The 19255-nt window shown below is 46.5% G+C and carries 15 protein-coding genes and 1 pseudogene; 4 read left to right on the top strand and 12 right to left on the bottom strand.

All coding sequences use genetic code 11. From position 1 onward, the window contains the following. Positions 1 to 2 precede the first annotated feature (2 nt). The 5 genes from ACIQZ3_RS01155 to def all read right to left on the bottom strand — a co-directional run bounded on the left by ACIQZ3_RS01155 (position 3) and on the right by def (position 5720). Positions 3 to 2234, bottom strand: a complete 2232-nt coding sequence (locus tag ACIQZ3_RS01155) for an ATP-binding protein (protein WP_397389841.1) — start codon at positions 2232 to 2234, stop codon at positions 3 to 5. A gap of 74 nt (positions 2235 to 2308) precedes the next feature. Beyond that, a complete protein-coding gene (locus ACIQZ3_RS01150; protein ID WP_397389747.1) occupies positions 2309 to 2890 on the bottom strand; it encodes a DUF4390 domain-containing protein in 582 nt (193 codons plus the stop codon). Further along, entirely contained in the window at positions 2887 to 4200 is a 1314-nt protein-coding gene (rsmB, locus tag ACIQZ3_RS01145; RefSeq protein WP_397389746.1) for a 16S rRNA (cytosine(967)-C(5))-methyltransferase RsmB, read from the bottom strand. The genes ACIQZ3_RS01150 and rsmB overlap by 4 nt, the downstream gene beginning before the upstream one ends. 1 nt (position 4201) lies before the next feature. Further along, the gene (gene fmt / locus ACIQZ3_RS01140) at positions 4202 to 5197 is read right to left on the bottom strand and encodes a methionyl-tRNA formyltransferase (RefSeq protein ID WP_397389745.1); all 996 of its coding nucleotides are present in this window, start codon (positions 5195 to 5197) and stop codon (positions 4202 to 4204) included. 7 nt (positions 5198 to 5204) lie between these two features. After that, a complete protein-coding gene (gene def, locus ACIQZ3_RS01135) occupies positions 5205 to 5720 on the bottom strand; it encodes a peptide deformylase (protein ID WP_197712879.1) in 516 nt (171 codons plus the stop codon). Between the two features lie 71 nt (positions 5721 to 5791). Here def and dprA point away from each other — a divergent pair, with 71 nt between their 5' ends. Both dprA and ACIQZ3_RS01125 read left to right on the top strand, forming a co-directional pair. Continuing rightward, the gene (gene dprA, locus ACIQZ3_RS01130) at positions 5792 to 6490 is read left to right on the top strand and encodes a DNA-processing protein DprA (protein WP_397389744.1); all 699 of its coding nucleotides are present in this window, start codon (positions 5792 to 5794) and stop codon (positions 6488 to 6490) included. Positions 6491 to 6688: 198 nt separating this feature from the next. Continuing rightward, entirely contained in the window at positions 6689 to 9367 is a 2679-nt protein-coding gene (locus ACIQZ3_RS01125) for a DNA topoisomerase III (RefSeq protein ID WP_397389743.1), read from the top strand. A gap of 59 nt (positions 9368 to 9426) precedes the next feature. On the opposite strand, the pseudogene mnmC reads toward ACIQZ3_RS01125, so the two are convergent. From mnmC to rpmH, 7 genes and pseudogenes are all read right to left on the bottom strand, one after another. After that, positions 9427 to 10428: pseudogene (mnmC, locus tag ACIQZ3_RS01120) on the bottom strand (FAD-dependent 5-carboxymethylaminomethyl-2-thiouridine(34) oxidoreductase MnmC); the annotation flags it as partial. Between the two features lie 48 nt (positions 10429 to 10476). Then, positions 10477 to 12324 (bottom strand): phosphoenolpyruvate carboxykinase (GTP), encoded by a 1848-nt coding sequence (locus ACIQZ3_RS01115; protein ID WP_397389742.1) that lies wholly within the window; start codon positions 12322 to 12324, stop codon positions 10477 to 10479. 89 nt (positions 12325 to 12413) lie between these two features. Further along, positions 12414 to 13793, bottom strand: coding sequence for a tRNA uridine-5-carboxymethylaminomethyl(34) synthesis GTPase MnmE (gene mnmE, locus ACIQZ3_RS01110; protein ID WP_397389741.1), 1380 nt, complete (start codon positions 13791 to 13793; stop codon positions 12414 to 12416). Between the two features lie 42 nt (positions 13794 to 13835). After that, positions 13836 to 15512, bottom strand: coding sequence for a membrane protein insertase YidC (gene yidC, locus ACIQZ3_RS01105; RefSeq protein WP_397389740.1), 1677 nt, complete (start codon positions 15510 to 15512; stop codon positions 13836 to 13838). A gap of 10 nt (positions 15513 to 15522) precedes the next feature. Beyond that, entirely contained in the window at positions 15523 to 15759 is a 237-nt protein-coding gene (gene yidD / locus ACIQZ3_RS01100; RefSeq protein WP_397389840.1) for a membrane protein insertion efficiency factor YidD, read from the bottom strand. 1 nt (position 15760) lies between these two features. After that, positions 15761 to 16009, bottom strand: a complete 249-nt coding sequence (gene rnpA, locus ACIQZ3_RS01095; RefSeq protein WP_397389739.1) for a ribonuclease P protein component — start codon at positions 16007 to 16009, stop codon at positions 15761 to 15763. A 77-nt stretch (positions 16010 to 16086) separates the two neighbouring features. Next, a complete protein-coding gene (rpmH, locus tag ACIQZ3_RS01090; protein ID WP_011903922.1) occupies positions 16087 to 16221 on the bottom strand; it encodes a 50S ribosomal protein L34 in 135 nt (44 codons plus the stop codon). Between the two features lie 222 nt (positions 16222 to 16443). Here rpmH and dnaA point away from each other — a divergent pair, with 222 nt between their 5' ends. Further along, a complete protein-coding gene (gene dnaA, locus ACIQZ3_RS01085; RefSeq protein ID WP_397389738.1) occupies positions 16444 to 17868 on the top strand; it encodes a chromosomal replication initiator protein DnaA in 1425 nt (474 codons plus the stop codon). Positions 17869 to 18132: 264 nt separating this feature from the next. Continuing rightward, positions 18133 to 19248 carry a DNA polymerase III subunit beta gene (gene dnaN, locus ACIQZ3_RS01080; RefSeq protein ID WP_397389737.1) on the top strand — a complete coding sequence of 372 codons (1116 nt, stop codon included), beginning with the start codon at positions 18133 to 18135 and terminating at the stop codon, positions 19246 to 19248. Positions 19249 to 19255 lie beyond the last annotated feature (7 nt).

Genomic DNA, 19255 nt, shown 5'->3' with positions numbered 1-19255 from the left:
TCTTATGCTGCCTCTTTTGCCAGATTCATAAACAAAATTGATACTTGTGCGCCGATCACTTCATCTCCCTGCATGCGGTTCCGGACTTCAATCTTGGCCCCATGATCATCAACGATTTTCTTCACTACCGCCAGACCCAATCCGGTGCCCTTACTCTTTGTTGTTACATACGGCTCAAATGCTCTTGCTAATATCTTAGCTGGAAATCCTGAACCGCTATCACTTATTGTTAATCGCACCGCATTCTGTGGCACGCCATTGACTTCACCATAAGACACCAATTCTGTTTTTACTTCAACTGGCTCAGCCTGATGCTTGCCCTCAAGAGTGGCATCTTGTGCATTTTGCAAAAGATTATGAATAATCTGTCTGAGCTGCGTAGCGTCACCCATAATATTTGGGCAATGGGAATCAAGCTGGGTTCTTAACGGGCTTCCTTCATACAAGCCCAAGATCTCTTTGGTCAAAATGTTAATGGAGACTGGTTTCAGTTGTGGGCTTGGCGTCTTCGCGAAATCCCTAAAATCATTCACCATTTCTTTCATGGCTTGCACTTGCGCAATGATGGTTTCCGTACTGCGATTCATCATCTCTTCCTGCTCAGGGCTCAACTTACCAGCCAACTTATGCTGCAATCTCTCTGCTGAGAGCTGTATAGGGGTTAGTGGGTTCTTGATCTCGTGCGCAAGGCGCCGCGCCACTTCACTCCAGGCAATGGAGCGCTGTGCGCTCACTACATCGGTAATGTCATCAAAGACCACCATTCGTAAATCTGCAGTCAATTCGGTTCCGCGAATAAATAATGTGACGCCAGGCTCATTCTCAAACTCATTTGTACTGTGGAGCTGAATTTGTTTTTGCCATACTGGCGCTGGTTTATTTTTTTCTAGGGTCGGCTTTTCACCATCCGTGCCAACCGTTAGCTTAATCGTAGCAAAGCCTTCTTTAATGGCTTGCTCAAACTCAATAAGAGTTGGGCCATCACCTAGAGGACGCCCATCCAGTTGCGTTAAGTCTTGCCCAAAGATACGATCAGCACCTGCATTGCTAGACACTACATTAAAGCTCTTATCAAAGATGCAAACACCGGCAGTTAAATTTCCCAATACCGTCTCTAGAAATGATTTGGATTCTTGTAGAGATGTTCTGGTGTCGGCGAGCTGGCGAGTCATCACATTAAATTGACGCGTGAGCATACCCAACTCATCGCCGGTATCGAGCTCTGGCTTGGGGGACAAATCTCCCTGGGCAACAGCCTGCGTGCCTTTTAAAAGCATTAGCAACGGTCTTGCCAGTTGACGACCCAGAATCAAGGCCAAAGTAACCGCTACAAATAATGCAAAAAATAGCGTTAATGTGAGCGTGCCCACAAACATTTTTCGTAAACCGGTCCTGCCCAATGATTTTTCTTGATAGTCTCTGTAAGCAGACTCAACCGCAACGATGTTCTTAGCCAAGGGGCCAGGAATAAAGCGCACTAGCTGCAGAAAATATTTATCCTCTATGTCTTTACCAGAATCGCCTTTGCTAGAAATATTTTTTTTACGCACAATAGGCACAATCGCCCTTACTCGATAGCCGCGTTGCCCGCCATCCATTTCAATTTGATCTATGAAGGTAACGCCCTTCTTTTTAAATGCTTCTGCGACAATATCGGGACCAGGTGCAGGAAAATATTTTTTAAGTCGTGACTCGCTAGTTAGAATCAAGTTGCGCTGAATATTAAATAGGCTCACCTCTTGAATGCCAAATTGGTTGCGGGTTTTCATCACCATGGCACCAACTTGTTCAGAAGTTGCCCCGGATGGAATCTGCACAATTTGCTCGGCGATGTAATTGCCCTCAGCCAAAATCTCTTCTTGCGCAACGCGCAGGGTAACGCGGCCCAACTCAAGACCAGCGTCTAAGGCTGACTCCACTTTAACGTCAAACCAGGTTTCAATGCTGCGGGATACAAACTGCAGAGATACCCCATACAAAATTAATCCCGGAACAACACCAACCAAAGCAAAAATCATGGCTAGTTTGGCGACTAAGCGCGTACCGAATCGGCCCTTACGCCAACGAATGGCAATCACAATCACCAAAGTCAGAATGACTAAAGTTAAACAAATGCCAATGATTACGTTGGCCGCGTAAAGCCAAATAAAATAGTTATCAAAAAACTCGGTGTTTGATGTTGCAATTGAGAGGAGCACTAAGAGTAAGAGAGCAAAGGCACCAATCACCGCCATCGCTATGGGCAGAGCGCGCCTCTTCCACGCATCCTTCTCAAGCGCATTGGGCCCAATGAAGTCTAAAGATATCTTCATCGTTTAATGACGTTGGGGCCAGTTGGTAGAAATGGAAAGCGTAGCCAATCACTACTGACATTCCAGTCGCGATTATTTAGCGCATTTACCTGGAATGGTTTGGGTAGCTTAGCCAAATCCAGGCTCATTCTTAATGCCGCAGTGTAAGACTTGCTTGGATCAATTTGATTGCCATCAATTACTCGCCAACCACCAATGCTACCCACCGCCTGCAAGGCTTCAAAGATTGTCTTGGCGGAAAAGGTGAAGCCTTCGGAGGCGATACGATATTGCTGTGTCATTGGCTGATAGGACAAGCGCGTTAATCGCTGAGCAAGCGCGGGCTTTTCATCAAACCAGTACCAACGAGAACGGGTTACATCAAATTCAGTCTGAAAATATAAAACCACGCCTTTTTGAACTGCATCTTCTAGACCGGGAGTTAGCTCAATCTGGAAAGTAGCATTTAATAGCCAGTCACCATCCAACCGCTCAAGGTCAGCAGATTTAAGTTTGACTCCCTCTGCGCTTGCTGCTGCTGAAAATAAACTCAGTGCCATCAAAACACAAAGAATGAATTGTTTAATGCCTTGGCTCATGCACCATTTTTCTTAAACAAAGCGTAATAAAAACCGTCATTTAGCTCAGCGGGCAAAATTTGTCCGGGGGCGCCTAATCGTAACGCATCAACATGCTCTGCCGTAAACCAAATTGCCTGCTCTTCGCCCTCCTCCGGAAACACGGAGCAAGTCACATACAAAAGCATGCCACCAACCTTAAGCATCCTCCACGCCTGCTCCAATATGGTGCGCTGCCTGAGCTGAAGGGCTTTAATATCCGCCTCACGACGCAAAAATGGAATGTCTGGATGCCTGGCAACAATGCCAGATGCTGAGCAGGGTGCATCTAATAGAATTTTGTCGAATGGCTTGCCATCCCACCAAGCTGCCTTTGAAGCATCACCGCGCACTACTCGAACAGCGTCAGACTGAAGACGCAACCGATCTAAATTGCCGCCAATTTTTCCAAGGCGCTCGCCATCTAGCTCTAAGGCAGTCATATCGCACTGCGCTAGCTCTAGTAAATGGGCGGTTTTACCTCCAGGTGCCGCACATGCATCCAATATGCGCTCACCCGGTTTTGGGTCAAGCAATACGGCTGCAATTTGCGCGCCCGCATCCTGAACAGACACTGCGCCACTGTAAAAGCCTGGCAAATCCGAAACTGGCACCGGCTCGCGCAAGAGCAAAGCGGAATCTAGTGTGATCCCAGCAACATTCTCAATAGGCTCAGCGGCTATGCCAGCTTGATGCAATAACTCTTGGTATTCTTGGCGTGTATGTTGTTTAGCATTCACCCGCAAAATCAAAGGTGCTCGCTCAGCCTGCTGAATCAGCATGGTCTGCCAAGCTTTGGAATAATTTCGCTTCAGACTAGCACGCCACCAAGGCGGAAAGAACATGGGGATAGGGTCTGGCGGATAAGGCTTTTCACTCTCAGCCTGAACTGCAAGACTCACCTTACGCAACACAGCATTCACTAAACCCTTGGCATACATCGTCGGCTCATATTCACTGCAGGCTTTTACAGCCTGATCAACTATTGTGTGTGCCGCATAACCTTTGCCATCCGTCGTGCCCTGCAAAAACAAAGCGATTGCCACGCTTAACAAATACTCCACCTCCAGCGGTGGCGCCTTTGGAATGAATTGCTGAATGAACTCATGTGACCTCACCCACTTACGCAAAGCATCAAAGGTGAGACTTTGAATAATGGGCCGTTCATGTGCATCCAGCTGATCCAACACTTCTGTAAGTGATCGACCGACCATCACCTCGCCAATTGCTTGCGCAGAAATAGTAATCGCCTCTGATAGCGGAAGACTGCGTGGTGTTTTATGATCGGTCAAATTAATCTTTCTTGAACTGCATTATTTTTTCTTGTATGCGATAACTTTGAAGGCAAGTACTGGCGCTTGTTTTTTTTCCGCCGGGCTTTTGCATTTCTAAGACCTCAACCACACCCTCTCCGCACTGGACATACACAGCATCTCCATCAAAGCCCAAAACTTGTCCTGGAATGGCGTTTTGAAGTGTCGGCATTTTGCTAGGCAAGCAAGAATTCCAAAACTTAAATTGCTCGCCATGAAGATTGCTAGTGGATCCAGGAAATGGATTAAAAGCTCGAATGCGTTGATCAATTTCCATGGCACTTAAATGCCAATCAATCTCTGCCTCGTTCTTTAATATTTTTTCTGCATAGGTAATGCCTGCACTGGGCTGCGGAGTTCTTGCGAGGTCCAGGCCTTTGTCCAAATCATTGAGCGTCTTGACCATGAGCTCCGCACCTAAGACTGCCAAACGATCATGAAGTGATGTACTAGTTTCGTGAGGCGTAATTTCTAGATCGCCCACCAAAACGGTATCACCGGTATCTAAGCCTGAATCCATCTGCATGATGCTCACGCCTGTGGTGGCATCACCACTCTCGATGGCGCGCTGAATCGGCGCCGCACCACGCCATCTTGGCAGCAAGGAGGCATGAATATTAAAGCAGCCATATCTACCATCACTAGAGGCAATATCAAGAATGTCTTGGGGAAGAATTAATCCATAAGCAACAACTACCATCGCATCAAACTCAATATCAGATAAATATTGATAAGTCCGTGCAGCGGCGACCCTCTTTTGTGGATCTGCATGTTCTCGCTTCAGCGTTTCTGGTTGCAAGACAGGAATGTTTTTTTCTTGCGCAAATATTTTTACGGGACTAGCTTGGAGATGCATGCCTCGACCCGCACGACGATCCGGTTGAGTAAGCGCCAAGACAATTTGATGGCCAGCGTCATCTATTGCCTGCATTGCTTGTGCAGCAAACCCTGGAGTGCCAGCAAAAACAATTTTCATTGGGTGCTTAGCGCTCGCCTACTAATTCTTTTGCGCGCTTTTTCATCTTGAGAGAAATGCGGTTGCGCTTCAACATCGAGAGATACTCAACAAATACTTTGCCTTGCAAGTGGTCCATCTCGTGTTGCAAGCAAACCGATAGCAAACCATCCGCCTCTACTTCAAATTCTTTGCCGTTGATATCAAGAGCCTTCACTCGCACGACTGCTGGACGATCTACTTCATCGTAATACTCAGGCACCGAGAGACAGCCTTCACGCCACGATTTTTTTTCTGGGCTTGCCCAAACTAATTCTGGGTTGATGAATACCATTAACTCATCTTGATTGTCTGAAACATCAATCACCACAATTCGCTCATGAATATCCACCTGGGTTGCAGCCAAACCAACGCCGGGGGCTTCGTACATTGTCTCAGCCATATCAGCCACAATTTTTTTGATACGTGCGTCTACCTGCGCCACGGGTTTTGCAACCTTGTGTAGGCGCGGATCTGGATAACAAAGGACGGTTAATAAAGCCATATGGGAATTATCCAACAGAGTAATCAGACTGTCCCGATAGTTCTCTCTCGCCCCATGCTGAAAATTGCTTTATGCACATTCCCAAAAGTCCCCACATCACTCAAATGCACCGGGACACCCCTGGCTACCCATCTCGCCTGCTGGATTTATGCGACCCACCTCATTCACTCTATATATATGGGGATATTAGCCTGTTGAATTTGCCCATGATTGCTATTGTTGGGTCGCGCGCCGCCAGCCCAGAAGGAATCAAAAATGCCCATTATTTTGCGCAAGCCTTATCTGCGGAGGGCTATCTCATTGTTTCTGGCCTTGCCAAAGGGATTGATGGCGCTGCGCATCTGGGTGCTCTTGGATCAAATCAAGACTGCCCAACCCTTGCGGTATGCGGAACAGGGCTGGATATCGTGTATCCAAGAGAGCATCTTCGATTGGCTAAGGCTATTGCTGGAGTTGGGCTCTTGGTATCTGAGCTGGCCCCAGGATTGGGTCCAAAACCCTGGCACTTCCCTCGCCGGAACCGCATCATTGCAGCCCTAGCCCTAGGAATCTTGGTAATTGAGGCTGCTGAGCGCTCTGGCTCGCTGATTACCGCTAGGCTGGGGTGCGAGCTCGGGCGGGAGATTTTTGCGATTCCAGGATCGATTCACCACCCCTTGTCCAGGGGCTGCCACCAACTTCTGCAGCAAGGCGCCAAACTGGTTCAATCCCCGGAAGATATTCTTGAGGAGTTGCCAAAATACCAAAAAACCTCATTTAAAAGGCTTTAAAAGCCTATTTTCACTAAATTTGTCCTTTATAAGACCCCCAAATAGGCCCCAAAAAATGTGGGTTTTGGACTTTTATTAATTTATCGGTTAATAATAAAAAAGAGGGGTGCGGCGGGCTTGCCTAGGATCTGGTTTAAATTGGTCGCCCGTTTTCACCCATTAAAAACATCATTTCAAGCTCAAATTTAGGCAAAACGCGTGGCAACTAAAGCAACTACCAAAAAAAGCAGCTCAAAGACCTCAGCCTTAGATCACCCCAAGGCGCTGATCATTGCGGAAAAACCTTCTGTTGCGAATGACATCGCCAAGGCTTTGGGTGGCTTCACTAAATACGAGGACTATTTCGAGAGCGATGACTTTGTTATCTCTTCTGCGGTTGGCCATCTATTAGAAATCGCCGCCCCCGAAGAGTTTGATGTCAAACGCGGCAAGTGGTCATTTGCGAATCTTCCGGTTGTGCCACCCTATTTTGATTTGCGCCCGATCGCCAAAACTGAATCGCGGCTTAAGGTATTACAAAAGCTCATTAAGCGCAAAGATATTAATGAACTGATTAATGCATGTGACGCGGGTCGCGAAGGTGAGTTGATCTTCCGCTTGATTGCACAGCACGCAAAAGCACCCCAAGCAATCAAGCGACTTTGGTTACAGTCGATGACACCAGCAGCTATTCGTGATGGCTTTGCTTCACTACGAAGCGATAGTGATATGCAGCCGCTAGCAGATGCAGCGCGTTGCCGCTCTGAGGCCGACTGGCTCGTGGGAATTAATGGTACTCGCGCCATGACCGCGTTCAACAGTAAGAGTGGAGGATTTTTTCTAACAACGGTTGGCAGAGTACAAACACCCACACTATCAATTGTGGTGGAACGCGAAGAACTTATTCGTAAATTTATCTCCAAAGATTATTGGGAGGTGAAGGCGGAGTTTATTGCCGCAGCTGGCGTGTATGAAGGCCGTTGGTTTGATCCGAAGTTTAAGAAAGATGCTGCCGCTCCAGATGCGCGTGAAAATCGTCTGTGGAGCGAAGCAGCCGCACAAAGTATTGTTGCGGCCTGTCGCGACAAAAAGGCGAGCGTTAAAGAAGAGGCAAAACCGGCTACTCAGCTAGCGCCACAACTATTTGATTTAACCAGCTTGCAACGCGAGGCCAACGCACGCTTTGGCTTCTCCGCTAAAAATACTTTGGGTTTAGCTCAGGCGCTTTACGAGCGTCACAAGGTGCTTACTTATCCACGTACCGATGCGAAAGCGTTGCCTGAGGATTATCTGGATACTGTGAAGCAGACCATGGAAAACTTGGCTGAACATTCACAAGAATATCGCGCTTTCGCCAAACAAATTTTGCAAGGTGATCCCAAAGATCCAAAAGCTAAAGCTGGATATGGCTGGATCAAACCAAACAAACGCATTTTTGACAACTCAAAAATATCCGATCACTTTGCGATCATTCCGACCTTAGAGTCTCCAAAGACCCTGAGCGAGCCAGAACAAAAACTCTATGACTTGGTTGTACGTCGCTTCTTAGCAGTGTTTTATCCCGCAGCTGAATTCCGCGTCACCACTCGCATCACCGAAGCATCAGGACACCACTTTAAAACCGAAGGTCGAGTACTGGTCACGCCAGGCTGGCTCACGGTATATGGCAGATCCAATCAAGCGGATGATGAGTTGGTAGCCGTACAGGAAGGTGAAACCGTTCAGACTGAAGCAATCGCCGCCATCTCATTAAAAACTAAGCCGCCGGCTCGCTACACCGAGGCAACTTTGTTATCAGCAATGGAAAGTGCCGGCAAGTGGGTAGATGATGATGATATGCGTGAAGCCATGGCAGAAAAAGGTTTAGGCACTCCTGCAACGCGCGCTGCGATTATTGAAGGCCTGCTAGCAGAAAAGTATATGGTTCGCGAAGCGCGTGAACTGATACCCACAGCCAAAGCATTTCAACTAATGACGCTTTTGCGTGGCTTGGATGTTGAAGAATTAACTAGGCCCGATCTCACCGGTAGCTGGGAAAATAAACTTTCCTTGATTGAGCGTGGCGAGATGAATCGCGACACCTTCATGCAAGAAATTGCACAGATGACGCAACGTATTGTCAAGCGCGCAAAAGAATATGACAGTGATACCATCCCTGGTGACTATGCCACGATGACTACACCGTGCCCACACTGTAAAGGCGCGGTTAAAGAAAACTATCGTCGCTTTGCATGTGAGAAGTGTGGCTTTACCATTAGCAAAACTCCGGGTGGGCGTTCATTTGAATATCCAGAAGTAGAAGAATTACTACGCGAGAAAACCATCGGACCCTTGCAAGGATTCCGCAGCAAAATGGGCAGGCCCTTTGCGGCGATTATCAAATTAAGCGAAATTCCTGAAGATGATAAGGATTATCCAAACGCAGGTTTCAAGCTTGAATTTGATTTTGGCAATACTCAAGAAGATGAATCTGAGGCAATCGACTTTACTGGCCGTCAGGCTTTGGGCGTTTGTCCAAAATGTTCTGGCGCGGTGTACGAAGATGGCATGCGCTACTTGTGCGAAAGAAATACCGGCCCAGATAAATCGTGTGATTTCAAAACAGGTAAGGTTGTTTTGCAACAAGAAATTTCTACTGAGCAAGTTCAGAAATTGCTCACGGAAGGCAAAACAGATTTGCTAGCCAATTTCAAATCCAACCGTACTGGTCGCGGCTTTAAGGCTTATCTCGCCTTAGGCGCAGATGGCAAAATTGGTTTTGAGTTTGAAGCAAAAGCGCCTAAAGTGGGTGCTGCTGCTAAAGCGCCAGCGAAGAAACGTGCGGGCGCCAGCGCAGCTACTAAGTCTGCAGCAAAACCTAAGCGGGCCAGCAAAGCAAAGTCATCCCCAAGCACTTGAGCAGTAATGAGTTTGGCCGCTAAAGCTGACCACAGTGCGCCTCTCGACCCCAGGGCTGTTGCCAAAAATATCCCGGGGCGCTGAGTAAGTGCGCCAATAATCGGCAAGCGATCGCCAGCAACGCAACGAACACCTACAAAGCTTCCCGACTTGTGAAGCTGGCTAAGGTCGTCTTCTACGCAATTCAACAAGCCTCTTGCCTGCTGACGATTAAAGTTATCACTTGCATCCCAATCCTGAAGATCAGACTCGCCCTCATCAAAACTAGAGCCCACTATCCATTGGTAATTTCCATCGGCTAATTTCTTGGACGGCAAACAATAGCCATCGCCCGATATAGCAGTACGAGGTAGTTTTGGTGCCCACGAACTATTTTTATCAACAGAAAAAATACTTAGCTGACCGCGTACCGGCCTTAAGGGAAGCCGTATGTTGATGCTTGCAGCTAATGTTTTGGTTTCAAGTGCTGCCGCAATAATCACCTTGCTAGCGGTCATGATGAGCCTATCTTGAGAGTTGATTAACTGCCAGCCGGCATCAACCTTCCCTAGTCGGGTAACAGAAGTATTCCAGCAGCACGTCAGCTTTGGCTGGGGGGCTAATGCATCTTGCGTTGCTTCAAACAAATTTAATGCTGCGCCCCGCGGAAGCCAAATTCCGTCTTGAGAAATTCCACAGGCTTGCATTGCATCATCCGCATAAAGAGCTTGTGCTATATCCTCATCAAGATCGAGTGACCGTAAGTAGCTTGAAACATCATCACGATTAAAGGCCTTGTCTTTCTTGCTTGGCTGAAAGATTCCGTGCTGGTGCCAGACCTTGCTCCAGCGAGCTTCAGCCATCAGAAATGCAATGCGAGTTAGGCGTAATAAACGAGGGGCGCCACGCCCAACATGTGGATGGGCAATAGCGTAAGCGTGACTAGAACATGCTGATGCAGGGTGAGGGGCTGAGTCAACAATACAAACCGCTTGACCACGTTCGAGCAGCTCACTGGCAATACTGGAGCCTGCAATGCCCGCCCCAATCACTACGATGTCATGGTGTTGGGGTGAGGCCATCAAATAGAGATGTTTTTTGAAAAGGCTTCTTAAATTTCTAGGGAATACCTAGGCGTTTAAGCGCTTCTCAATTTTGCTACGAGCTTCGATTAACTCTTTAGGCAAGCGCTCACCTAAATGCTCAAATAATTCTGAATGAAGTTTGAGCTCACTCCTCCAATCATCAGCACCAACAGTAATGGCTTTTTCAAACTTATCTGCTGAGTAGTCGAGACCGTTCCAATGCATATCAGCATGCTCTGGGCAAATACCAAATACAGTTTCCTTGCCTTTAGCTGTGCCTTCAGCACGGCCCAAAATCCAAGAAAGCACGCGCATGTTTTCACCAAAACCAGGCCATACAAACTTGCCGCTCTCATCTTTGCGGAACCAGTTCACACAATAGATCTTTGGCAACACAGCGCCTTCAGCAGCAAGCTTGCTACCAATGTTTAACCAGTGTTGGAAGTAATCACTCATGTTGTAGCCTGCAAATGCAATCATTGCAAAAGGATCGCGACGAACAACGCCAACTTGACCAGTAATAGCAGCAGTAGTTTCAGAGCCCATTGTTGCGGCCATGTAAACACCCTCAACCCAGTCACGCGCTTCGCTTACCAATGGAACCGTGTTTGAGCGACGACCGCCAAACAAGAATGCATCAATCGCTACGCCCTCAGGATTATCCCAATTAGGATCGACTGCAGGGTTGTTAGTAGCAGCTACAGTGAAGCGTGAATTTGGGTGTGCGGCTTTACGACCTGCAGCGCCATCAGCAGGAGTCCAATCCTTGCCTTGCCAGTCAATTAAATGTGCTGGAGGTGTATCAGTTAAACCTTCCCACCAAATATCACCATCATCAGTTAAACCAACGTTAGTGAAGATCACGTCTTGGCTTAATGAGTCAAGACAGTTTGGATTGGTTTGGCGGTTTGTGCCTGGAGCAACACCAAAGTAACCAGACTCTGGGTTAATCGCAAATAAACGTGTCTTACCTGTAACGAGGTCTTTGCGTGGCTTAATCCATGCAATGTCATCACCAACTGTAGTGACCTTCCAACCCTCGAAGCCCTTTGGAGGAATCATCATAGAGAAGTTGGTTTTTCCGCAAGCAGAAGGGAACGCAGCAGCGATATGGTATTTCTTGCCTTCAGGTGAAGTCACGCCCAAGATCAACATGTGCTCAGCTAGCCAACCTTGATCGCGCCCCATATTGGATGCGATACGCAAAGCAAAACATTTTTTACCTAGCAAGGCATTGCCGCCGTAACCAGACCCAAAAGACCAAATCTCGCGAGTTTCTGGGTAGTGAACGATGTACTTGTTTTTATTATTAGGCCAAGCAACGTCTTTTTCGCCTGCGGCCAAAGGCTTGCCAACAGTGTGAATACAAGGAACGAATTCACCAGTGGCGCCAAGTTGATCAATCACTGCTTTACCCATGCGGGTCATCAGGCGCATATTGATAGCAACATAGGGGCTATCAGAAAGCTCAACGCCAATGTGGGCGATTGGGGAACCAATTGGGCCCATTGAGAATGGCACAACATACATTGTTCTACCGCGCATACAACCATCAAACAATGGCTGGAGAGTGGCGCGCATTTCGCTCGGCTCTACCCAGTTATTCGTTGGACCTGCATCTTCTTTTTTTTCAGAGCAAATAAAGGTACGGTCTTCAACACGAGCTACGTCATCTGGATCTGACAATGCTAAGAAAGCGTTTTTGCGCTTAGCTGGGTTGAGGCGCTTGAATACACCTGCGTTTACCAACAACTCACAAAATTCATCGTACTCAGTCTGAGAACCATCACACCAGCGGATCTTATCTGGTTTAGTTAAGGCGGCCACTTCGGCAACCCATTGAATCAGTTTTTGATTTTTTACGTACTCAGGTGCATTGGTATTGATAGTCATGAGAGCCCTATGAAATGTAATATTTTTGATCGCACCATCTTAACATTTTGGGCATATTTTTAGGGCTTGGTCCACCAAGAGCAAACCCTTTACTTGCCTATACAAAATTGACTAAAAATCTTGCCCAAAAGGTCATCGGGGAGCAATTTTCCGGTAATGTGCCCAAGCTGATCTTGTGCTAAACGGAGCTCTTCTGCAAATAACTCCAGCGATACATTGCCATCTGCCGCGAATTGATTTGACGTATCTAAATGTGTGGCAGCCCTATCTAGGCAATCCAAATGCCGTCTACGAGCCAAAATAGCACCCTCTTGGGTGCCGCCCCATCCCACCGACTCTAAGATTTTCTGTTTGAGTCCCTCGATACCGTCGCCCGTCTTCGCTGAAATCAGCAGACACTCGTTCCCATCTTGATTTAATGCGGATTCGCTCAATAAGTCTGATTTATTGCGCACCTCTAAAACGGGGCACTTCGGTGGAAGCGCTTGCAATATTTGGGCCTTCAACGCTGAGGCCTCGGCGTTATTGCTTTTATCCGTAGAGCTTGGATCTTGTAGAAATATAACCAGGTCAGCAGCTCGAATGGCCTCCCAAGATCTTTCAATACCTTTTGCCTCAACCAAATCGCCGGTCTCACGTAAACCAGCGGTATCAATGATGTGCATAGGCACTCCATTAATGGTGATGCTCTCCTTAACTCGATCTCTTGTGGTTCCAGCGATAGGCGTGACAATAGCCACCTCCTCGCCGGCCAGGCGATTCAAAAGGGAGCTTTTTCCAACATTGGGGGCGCCGGCTAAAACTAACTGGATACCGTCACGCAAAATTTTTCCTTGCTTGGCACCCTCGCGAAGCGCATGCAACTTTTTCATCGCCGCACTGAGGCGCTCACGAGCCTGGGCATTCTCTAAGAACTCAATCTCCTCTTCAGGAAAGTCTAGAGTGGATTCAACCAAAATACGTAATTGGGTAATTTCCTCGATCAAACTATTGATGTCGTTTGAAAAGGCCCCTTGCAATGAACGCGCAGCACCTCGAACGGCCGCTTCACTTTGGGCATCAATTAAATCTGCGATAGCCTCTGCTTGGGCTAAATCGATTTTGTTGTTCAGATAAGCGCGTAAGGAAAATTCACCTGGTTCAGCAATTACCAGACCTTGATCTTTTCCCAGCTCAAGACAACGCTTCATGACCAACTCTAAAAGTTGTGGTCCCCCATGGCATTGCAGCTCCAAGACATCTTCACCAGTAAAGGAGGCGGGGGCGGCAAAGTAAATGGCAATGAGTTGATCTATCGACTCGCCTTGCGCATCACGAAGTGTCAATAAGTTTGCCTGACGGGGCGAGAGCGTCTTCTGAAATAAAGCTTCTGACAGCAGTAAGAGCTGAGCTCCGCTTATGCGAATGACGCCAACACCAGCTTTTCCTGGTGCGGTTGCAACCGCAATGATGGGCAACTTTCGAGTCATCATTGCGGGCACTCCATATTCATCTTTGGTCAGCTAAAAAATTTATTTAGCTGGCTTCTTTCCAAACATTTGATTGATCTGCCATTGTTGAGCAATCGACAGCAAGTTATTTACCACCCAGTACAGAACCAAGCCCGCCGGGAAGAAGAAGAACATTACCGAGAATACTAGCGGCATATACATCATCACCTTTGCCTGAATTGGATCTGGCGGTGTTGGGTTGAGTTTGGTTTGCACAAACATAGAAGCTGCCATGACGATTGGCAAAATGTAATATGGGTCCGGAACTGATAGGTCGTGAATCCAACCAATCCATGGTGCATTGCGCATTTCTACTGAAGACAGTAGAACCCAGTACAAAGAAATAAATACCGGGATCTGAATGACCACTGGTAAGCAGCCACCCAAAGGATTAATTTTTTCCTTGCGATACATCTCCATCATCGCTTGGTTTAATTTTTGCGGCTCACCTTTGTATTGCTCTTTCATAGCAAGCAAGCGCGGCTGAACTTCTTTCATGCGTGCCATTGATTTATAGCTAGCTGCAGACAGTGGGAAGAACACCAACTTAATCAAGATAGTCAGCAAGATGATTGACCAACCCCAGTTACCAACATAAGCGTGAATATTTTCTAGCAACCAGAAAATAGGTTTAGCAAGAATGGTGAGGTAGCCGTAGTCTTTCAACAAAGCAAAACCTGGAGCAATCGTTTCTAAAACGCTTTCCTCTTGTGGGCCAACAAACAGCTTTGCTTTTTCAACAACAGCTATTCCTGGCGCAACTACACCCAAAGGAGTTTGCATGCCAATGCGGTAAAGGTTGTTGTCAATTCTTCCCGCATAAATATCGCGCGCTGTCTTATCACCAGGAATCCACGCGCTGGCAAAGTAGTGCTGAACCATGGCGATCCAAGCAGGGTCTCCTGCTGGCACCTGTGTTGGGATAGTGATTTTATTTTTATCAATCGCCGTGAATTCCAGTTTATTGAATTTCTCTTTTTCGGTATAAGCGGCAGGGCCAGTAAAAGTGCTTGCTGAGAATGCGCCACCAAAGGGTCCAATTTTTTGCTCTTGTGAGGCGTCGCGCACGATCTCTGTGTAGAGAACCAATGGTGCTGCATTTGCATTGCTTTGTGTAACGCGATGTCCAACATCAACAACATAACTGCCAGGGCTTAAGATAAAAGTCTTCTCTAATTTTACGCCGTTGCGCTCGCTAGCCAAAACAATAAAAGGCTTTCCGGATTCATCTTTACCAGACTGCACCAACTTAAATGTGCTGGTGTGATTAGGTAAGTCCGCATTGCCCAAAGCGATTAAACCTGAACGCGCAAAATATTTATGGTTTGGCGCGTATTGAAATAGTTCGACCGGATTTTTTTCTGCTGTCAGCTGCTTGGGTAGCTTCGCATCAATAATGTTGGCGCCATTGGCGCTGATTTCTAAAACCAACACATCGTTTTGCAATATAAACTTTTCCGATGTTTCAATTGCACCAGCAACAATGGCTGGCGTTTGATTTGGCGCTGGAATGCTTGGATTCTGAACCGGTGATGGAATGTCCACCTTGCCCGCTTGGGTTTTATCAGCCACAACAGCACTACTTGTAGGGCTTCCACCAAACATCGAGGGCTTTCCTTCGTGCACCTGCCAGTTGTTGTACAACATGAGACCCGACATAGAGAAAACTGCCCAAAGAATTGTTTTTTTAAAGTCCATTTGCATTCACTTAATGATGAGGTGTTGGTTTTACTGCGGGGTCGTAGCCGCCCTGTGACCACGGATTGCAACGCAAGATGCGCCAAACTATTAGCCCAAAGCTTTTCAAAAATCCGTAATTAGTAAAGCAGTCGCATGCGTATTGAGAACAGGAGGGTGAGAACTTACAATGCATACCAATAAAAGGGCTAAGCGCTACTTGATAGAGCCTCACAACTTTAATAGCAAGTTTGTTAAATAGGCGCACGTTAGATAAGCCCTGCGATTTGAGTGCGCAGAACTTCTTTTTCTTTACATCTAAGTCTGCCACGGGTTTCGCGACCAATTGGTTTTTTCAGCTTCACAACAACATCACTGTTGAGGCTTGTGGCTTGAGCGCTTCTGATCAGTTCACGGATCATGCGTTTTAATTGGTTGCGGTCTACCGCACGCTTAGCTAGTTTTTTAGCTACCGCAATGCCTAAGTCTGGTTTTGCGCCCTGATCCGGAGATGCCAAATACAAACCCCAATACAAACTTGTCTTGGGGCGTGTTTTTAGTAACTCAGAAATCCTGGCGCTATTCAACTGCTAAATTAAACGGCTAGACGTTTGCGGCCTTTAGCGCGGCGTGCGTTTAATACTGCGCGTCCACTCTTAGTTTTCATACGAATGCGGAATCCGTGAGTGCGTTTACGACGTGTTACTGAGGGTTGGTATGTTCTTTTCATGATTCATCCTGCAAAACCCCGTATTTTCCTTGTTGCGCAGCAAAAGGTCAACCGCTGCGGAAGAATATATAGGTATTTTTCTCTATTTTGTTTGGGTGTTTTTATTAAGCCATTGATTTAAATGAATTTTTAGCTTTTATACACAAGTTATCCACAGGTTTTCCACGTTTTTCTGGCTTGTGGATAACTTTGTGGGATCGCTACAATGGATCCTCCAAAAATATGAGTAACTTACAGAATCCACCCACATTGAATTCACTTAGCCCACTGGGGTTTTGGGATGGCGCCCTAGGCGCGCTTGCTCGCGAGCTCTCCCCCCAACAATTTAAAACCTGGATCGCTCCGCTAAGCCTGGTTTCTTATGATGAAAGTGAGCAATCACTCATATTGGGGGCTCCAAATAGGTTCAAACTTGATTGGATAAAAAAGACTTTTTCTGACCGCTTCCAAGAGATGGCTGACCAATACTTTGGTCATCCAATCACCTTAAACTTCACACTTAATGTCGAGGGATCGAGCGGCCAAACAATGCCGGCCCACATCCCACAAGCAAAGTCAGAGCCCCAAGAGCCTGTAATTACCGCAGATAGCGCCTCGACAGAAGAGCAGGCTTTTGAAATTGAAGATCATTCCAAGCTAAACCCCAACCTTACTTTTGAGACTTTTGTAACCGGTAAGGCCAATCAATTGGCAAGGGCTGCCTCAATTCAGGTTGCCCACAACCCAGGCACCTCTTATAACCCCATGTTTTTGTATGGCGGTGTTGGTTTGGGTAAAACCCATTTAATCCACGCAATTGGGAACCATCTTTTAAAAGAGAAGCCCAATGCCCGAATTCGATACATCCATGCAGAGCAGTATGTCTCCGACGTGGTCAGGGCATACCAACAAAAGGCTTTTGACCGCTTTAAGCGCTATTACCACTCCTTAGACCTTTTATTAATTGATGATATTCAGTTTTTTAGTGGGAAATCTAGGACGCAAGAGGAGTTTTTCTATGCTTTTGAGGCGCTCCTCAGCAACAAAGCCCAGGTCATCATCACAAGTGATACCTACCCAAAGGAAATGGCTGGGATAGATGATCGCCTCATTTCACGGTTTGACTCGGGCCTAACAGTTGCCATTGAACCCCCTGAACTTGAGATGCGGGTAGCCATTTTGATGAAGAAAGCTTTAAGTGAGGGCATTCCCATGAGTGAGGATGTGGCCTTCTTTGTAGCAAAGCACTTGAGATCCAATGTGCGAGAGCTAGAGGGCGCATTACGGAAGATTTTGGCCTTCGTTCGCTTCCACGGCAAAGAGGTCACTATTGATGTGGCTCGCGTAGCCCTTAAAGACTTACTCTCAATACAAAACCGTCAAATTTCAGTTGAAAACATCCAAAAGGCGGTGGCAGATTTTTACAGCATCAAGGTTGCGGATATGTATTCCAAGAAGCGTCCGGCAAATATTGCTCGACCACGCCAAATCGCGATGTTTATGGCCAAAGAGCTTACCCAGAAAAGCCTTCCGGAGATTGGGGAGTTATTTGGTGGACGAGACCACACCACGGTTTTACATGCTGTTCGAAAGATTGGTGAGGAGCGCTCTCACGATGGTCAACTCAACCACGAAATCCACGTTATCGAGCAAACCCTAAAGTCATAATCTTTAGCCTGTGGATAAGGTTGTGGATAGCTCAATGGATAACTTTGGGGACATCATGTGGATAAATTGTGGAAAGCTCACGCTTCATGCAAAAATAGGGTGTTGATTAAAGGTTATCCAATATTTATGCAGCGTTTATACAAAAGTTTTCCACAGGTTTTTTTGGTTTTAATGGGTTGTTTTATATACGGTTTTTGAGTTATCCACCGAAATAATGAGCCTTACTACTACTACTAATAAGATATATACAAGGATTTAAAAGCAATGCAACTAGTAAACACCTCACGTGACAGTTTGTTAAAACCCCTTCAGGTTGTTAGTGGCATTGTTGAACGTCGACATACCTTACCTATCTTGGCAAATTTATTGTTTAAGAAGCAGAGTGACAAAGTTTCCTTTATATCCACTGATATAGAAATTCAAATTACAACCAATGCCAGTTTTGGTGTTGGTGCTGAAGATGTAACGACCACAGTTGCTGCTAGAAAACTGCTTGATATCTTGCGCGCTCTTCCAGAGGGGCCGGTGTCATTAAATCTTAAGGATAACAAGATGGTTGTTCAGAGTGGTAAGAGCCGCTTCTCTTTGCAAACCTTGTCTGCGACTGAGTTCCCTGTGATGCAAAGTGTTGGTGAGGTAACCGCAAGTTGGAAGATGACTCAAAAGAGTTTTCGTCAACTGGTTAGTCAGGTTCACTTTGCAATGGCTCAGCAAGATATTCGCTACTACCTCAATGGTATGTTGTTGGTTGTTGAGGGCAAGCAGGTGATCGCTGTGGCTACTGATGGTCATCGTTTGGCCTATTCTCAAGTTGAACTAGCTGAGGCTCCAGTGGGGTCCGGGGAAAGGCAGGAAATTATCATTCCTCGTAAAACCATTCTCGAGTGCCAACATCTTCTTGAGGATTCAGATGAGATGCTGGAGATGAGTCTTACATCAAACCAGGTGAAGTTTACTTTTGGCGATATTGAATTGATCTCAAAGTTGGTTGAGGGTAAATTCCCTGATTTCCAGCGAGTAATTCCTAAGGGTCACAAAAATTCATTGGTGGTTGGGCGTGATGTTTTGCAATCTGCTCTACAACGAGCTGCAATTTTGACAACCGATAAATTTAAAGGTGTTCGTTTTTCTTTGTCGCCAAATCGAATTACCGTTCAATCAACAAATGCTGAACAAGAAGAGGCGCAGGAAGAGATTGAGACTGAATATGGTGGTGATGAAGTTGAAATTGGTTTCAACGTAAGCTACCTATTAGATGTTTTATCAAACTTGAAGAATGAAAAAATTCAAATTAGCTTAGGTGACGCCAATAGTAGTGCAGTCGTTACTTTGCCAGGTTCAGAAGACTTCAAGTATGTTGTGATGCCAATGCGTATTTAATTTAGAA

This window comes from Polynucleobacter sp. (genome assembly GCF_044342855.1).
In the GTDB taxonomy this organism is placed as follows: domain Bacteria; phylum Pseudomonadota; class Gammaproteobacteria; order Burkholderiales; family Burkholderiaceae; genus Polynucleobacter.
The sequence above is the reverse complement of the archived record's forward strand: the minus strand, read 5'-3'. Positions and strand labels throughout refer to the sequence as shown.

What these genes read in the sequence shown, in the direction of transcription:
- dnaA (WP_397389738.1), top strand. Translation starts at nt 16,444, where the DNA reads ATGAGTAACTTACAGAATCCACCCACATTGAATTCACTTAGCCCACTG.
- ACIQZ3_RS01115 (WP_397389742.1), bottom strand. Translation starts at nt 12,324, where the DNA reads ATGACTATCAATACCAATGCACCTGAGTACGTAAAAAATCAAAAACTG.
- mnmE (WP_397389741.1), bottom strand. Translation starts at nt 13,793, where the DNA reads ATGACTCGAAAGTTGCCCATCATTGCGGTTGCAACCGCACCAGGAAAA.
- ACIQZ3_RS01155 (WP_397389841.1), bottom strand. Translation starts at nt 2,234, where the DNA reads ATGGCGGTGATTGGTGCCTTTGCTCTCTTACTCTTAGTGCTCCTCTCA.
- def (WP_197712879.1), bottom strand. Translation starts at nt 5,720, where the DNA reads ATGGCTTTATTAACCGTCCTTTGTTATCCAGATCCGCGCCTACACAAG.
- ACIQZ3_RS01150 (WP_397389747.1), bottom strand. Translation starts at nt 2,890, where the DNA reads ATGAGCCAAGGCATTAAACAATTCATTCTTTGTGTTTTGATGGCACTG.
- rpmH (WP_011903922.1), bottom strand. Translation starts at nt 16,221, where the DNA reads ATGAAAAGAACATACCAACCCTCAGTAACACGTCGTAAACGCACTCAC.
- dnaN (WP_397389737.1), top strand. Translation starts at nt 18,133, where the DNA reads ATGCAACTAGTAAACACCTCACGTGACAGTTTGTTAAAACCCCTTCAG.
- dprA (WP_397389744.1), top strand. Translation starts at nt 5,792, where the DNA reads ATGCACATTCCCAAAAGTCCCCACATCACTCAAATGCACCGGGACACC.
- yidC (WP_397389740.1), bottom strand. Translation starts at nt 15,512, where the DNA reads ATGGACTTTAAAAAAACAATTCTTTGGGCAGTTTTCTCTATGTCGGGT.
- fmt (WP_397389745.1), bottom strand. Translation starts at nt 5,197, where the DNA reads ATGAAAATTGTTTTTGCTGGCACTCCAGGGTTTGCTGCACAAGCAATG.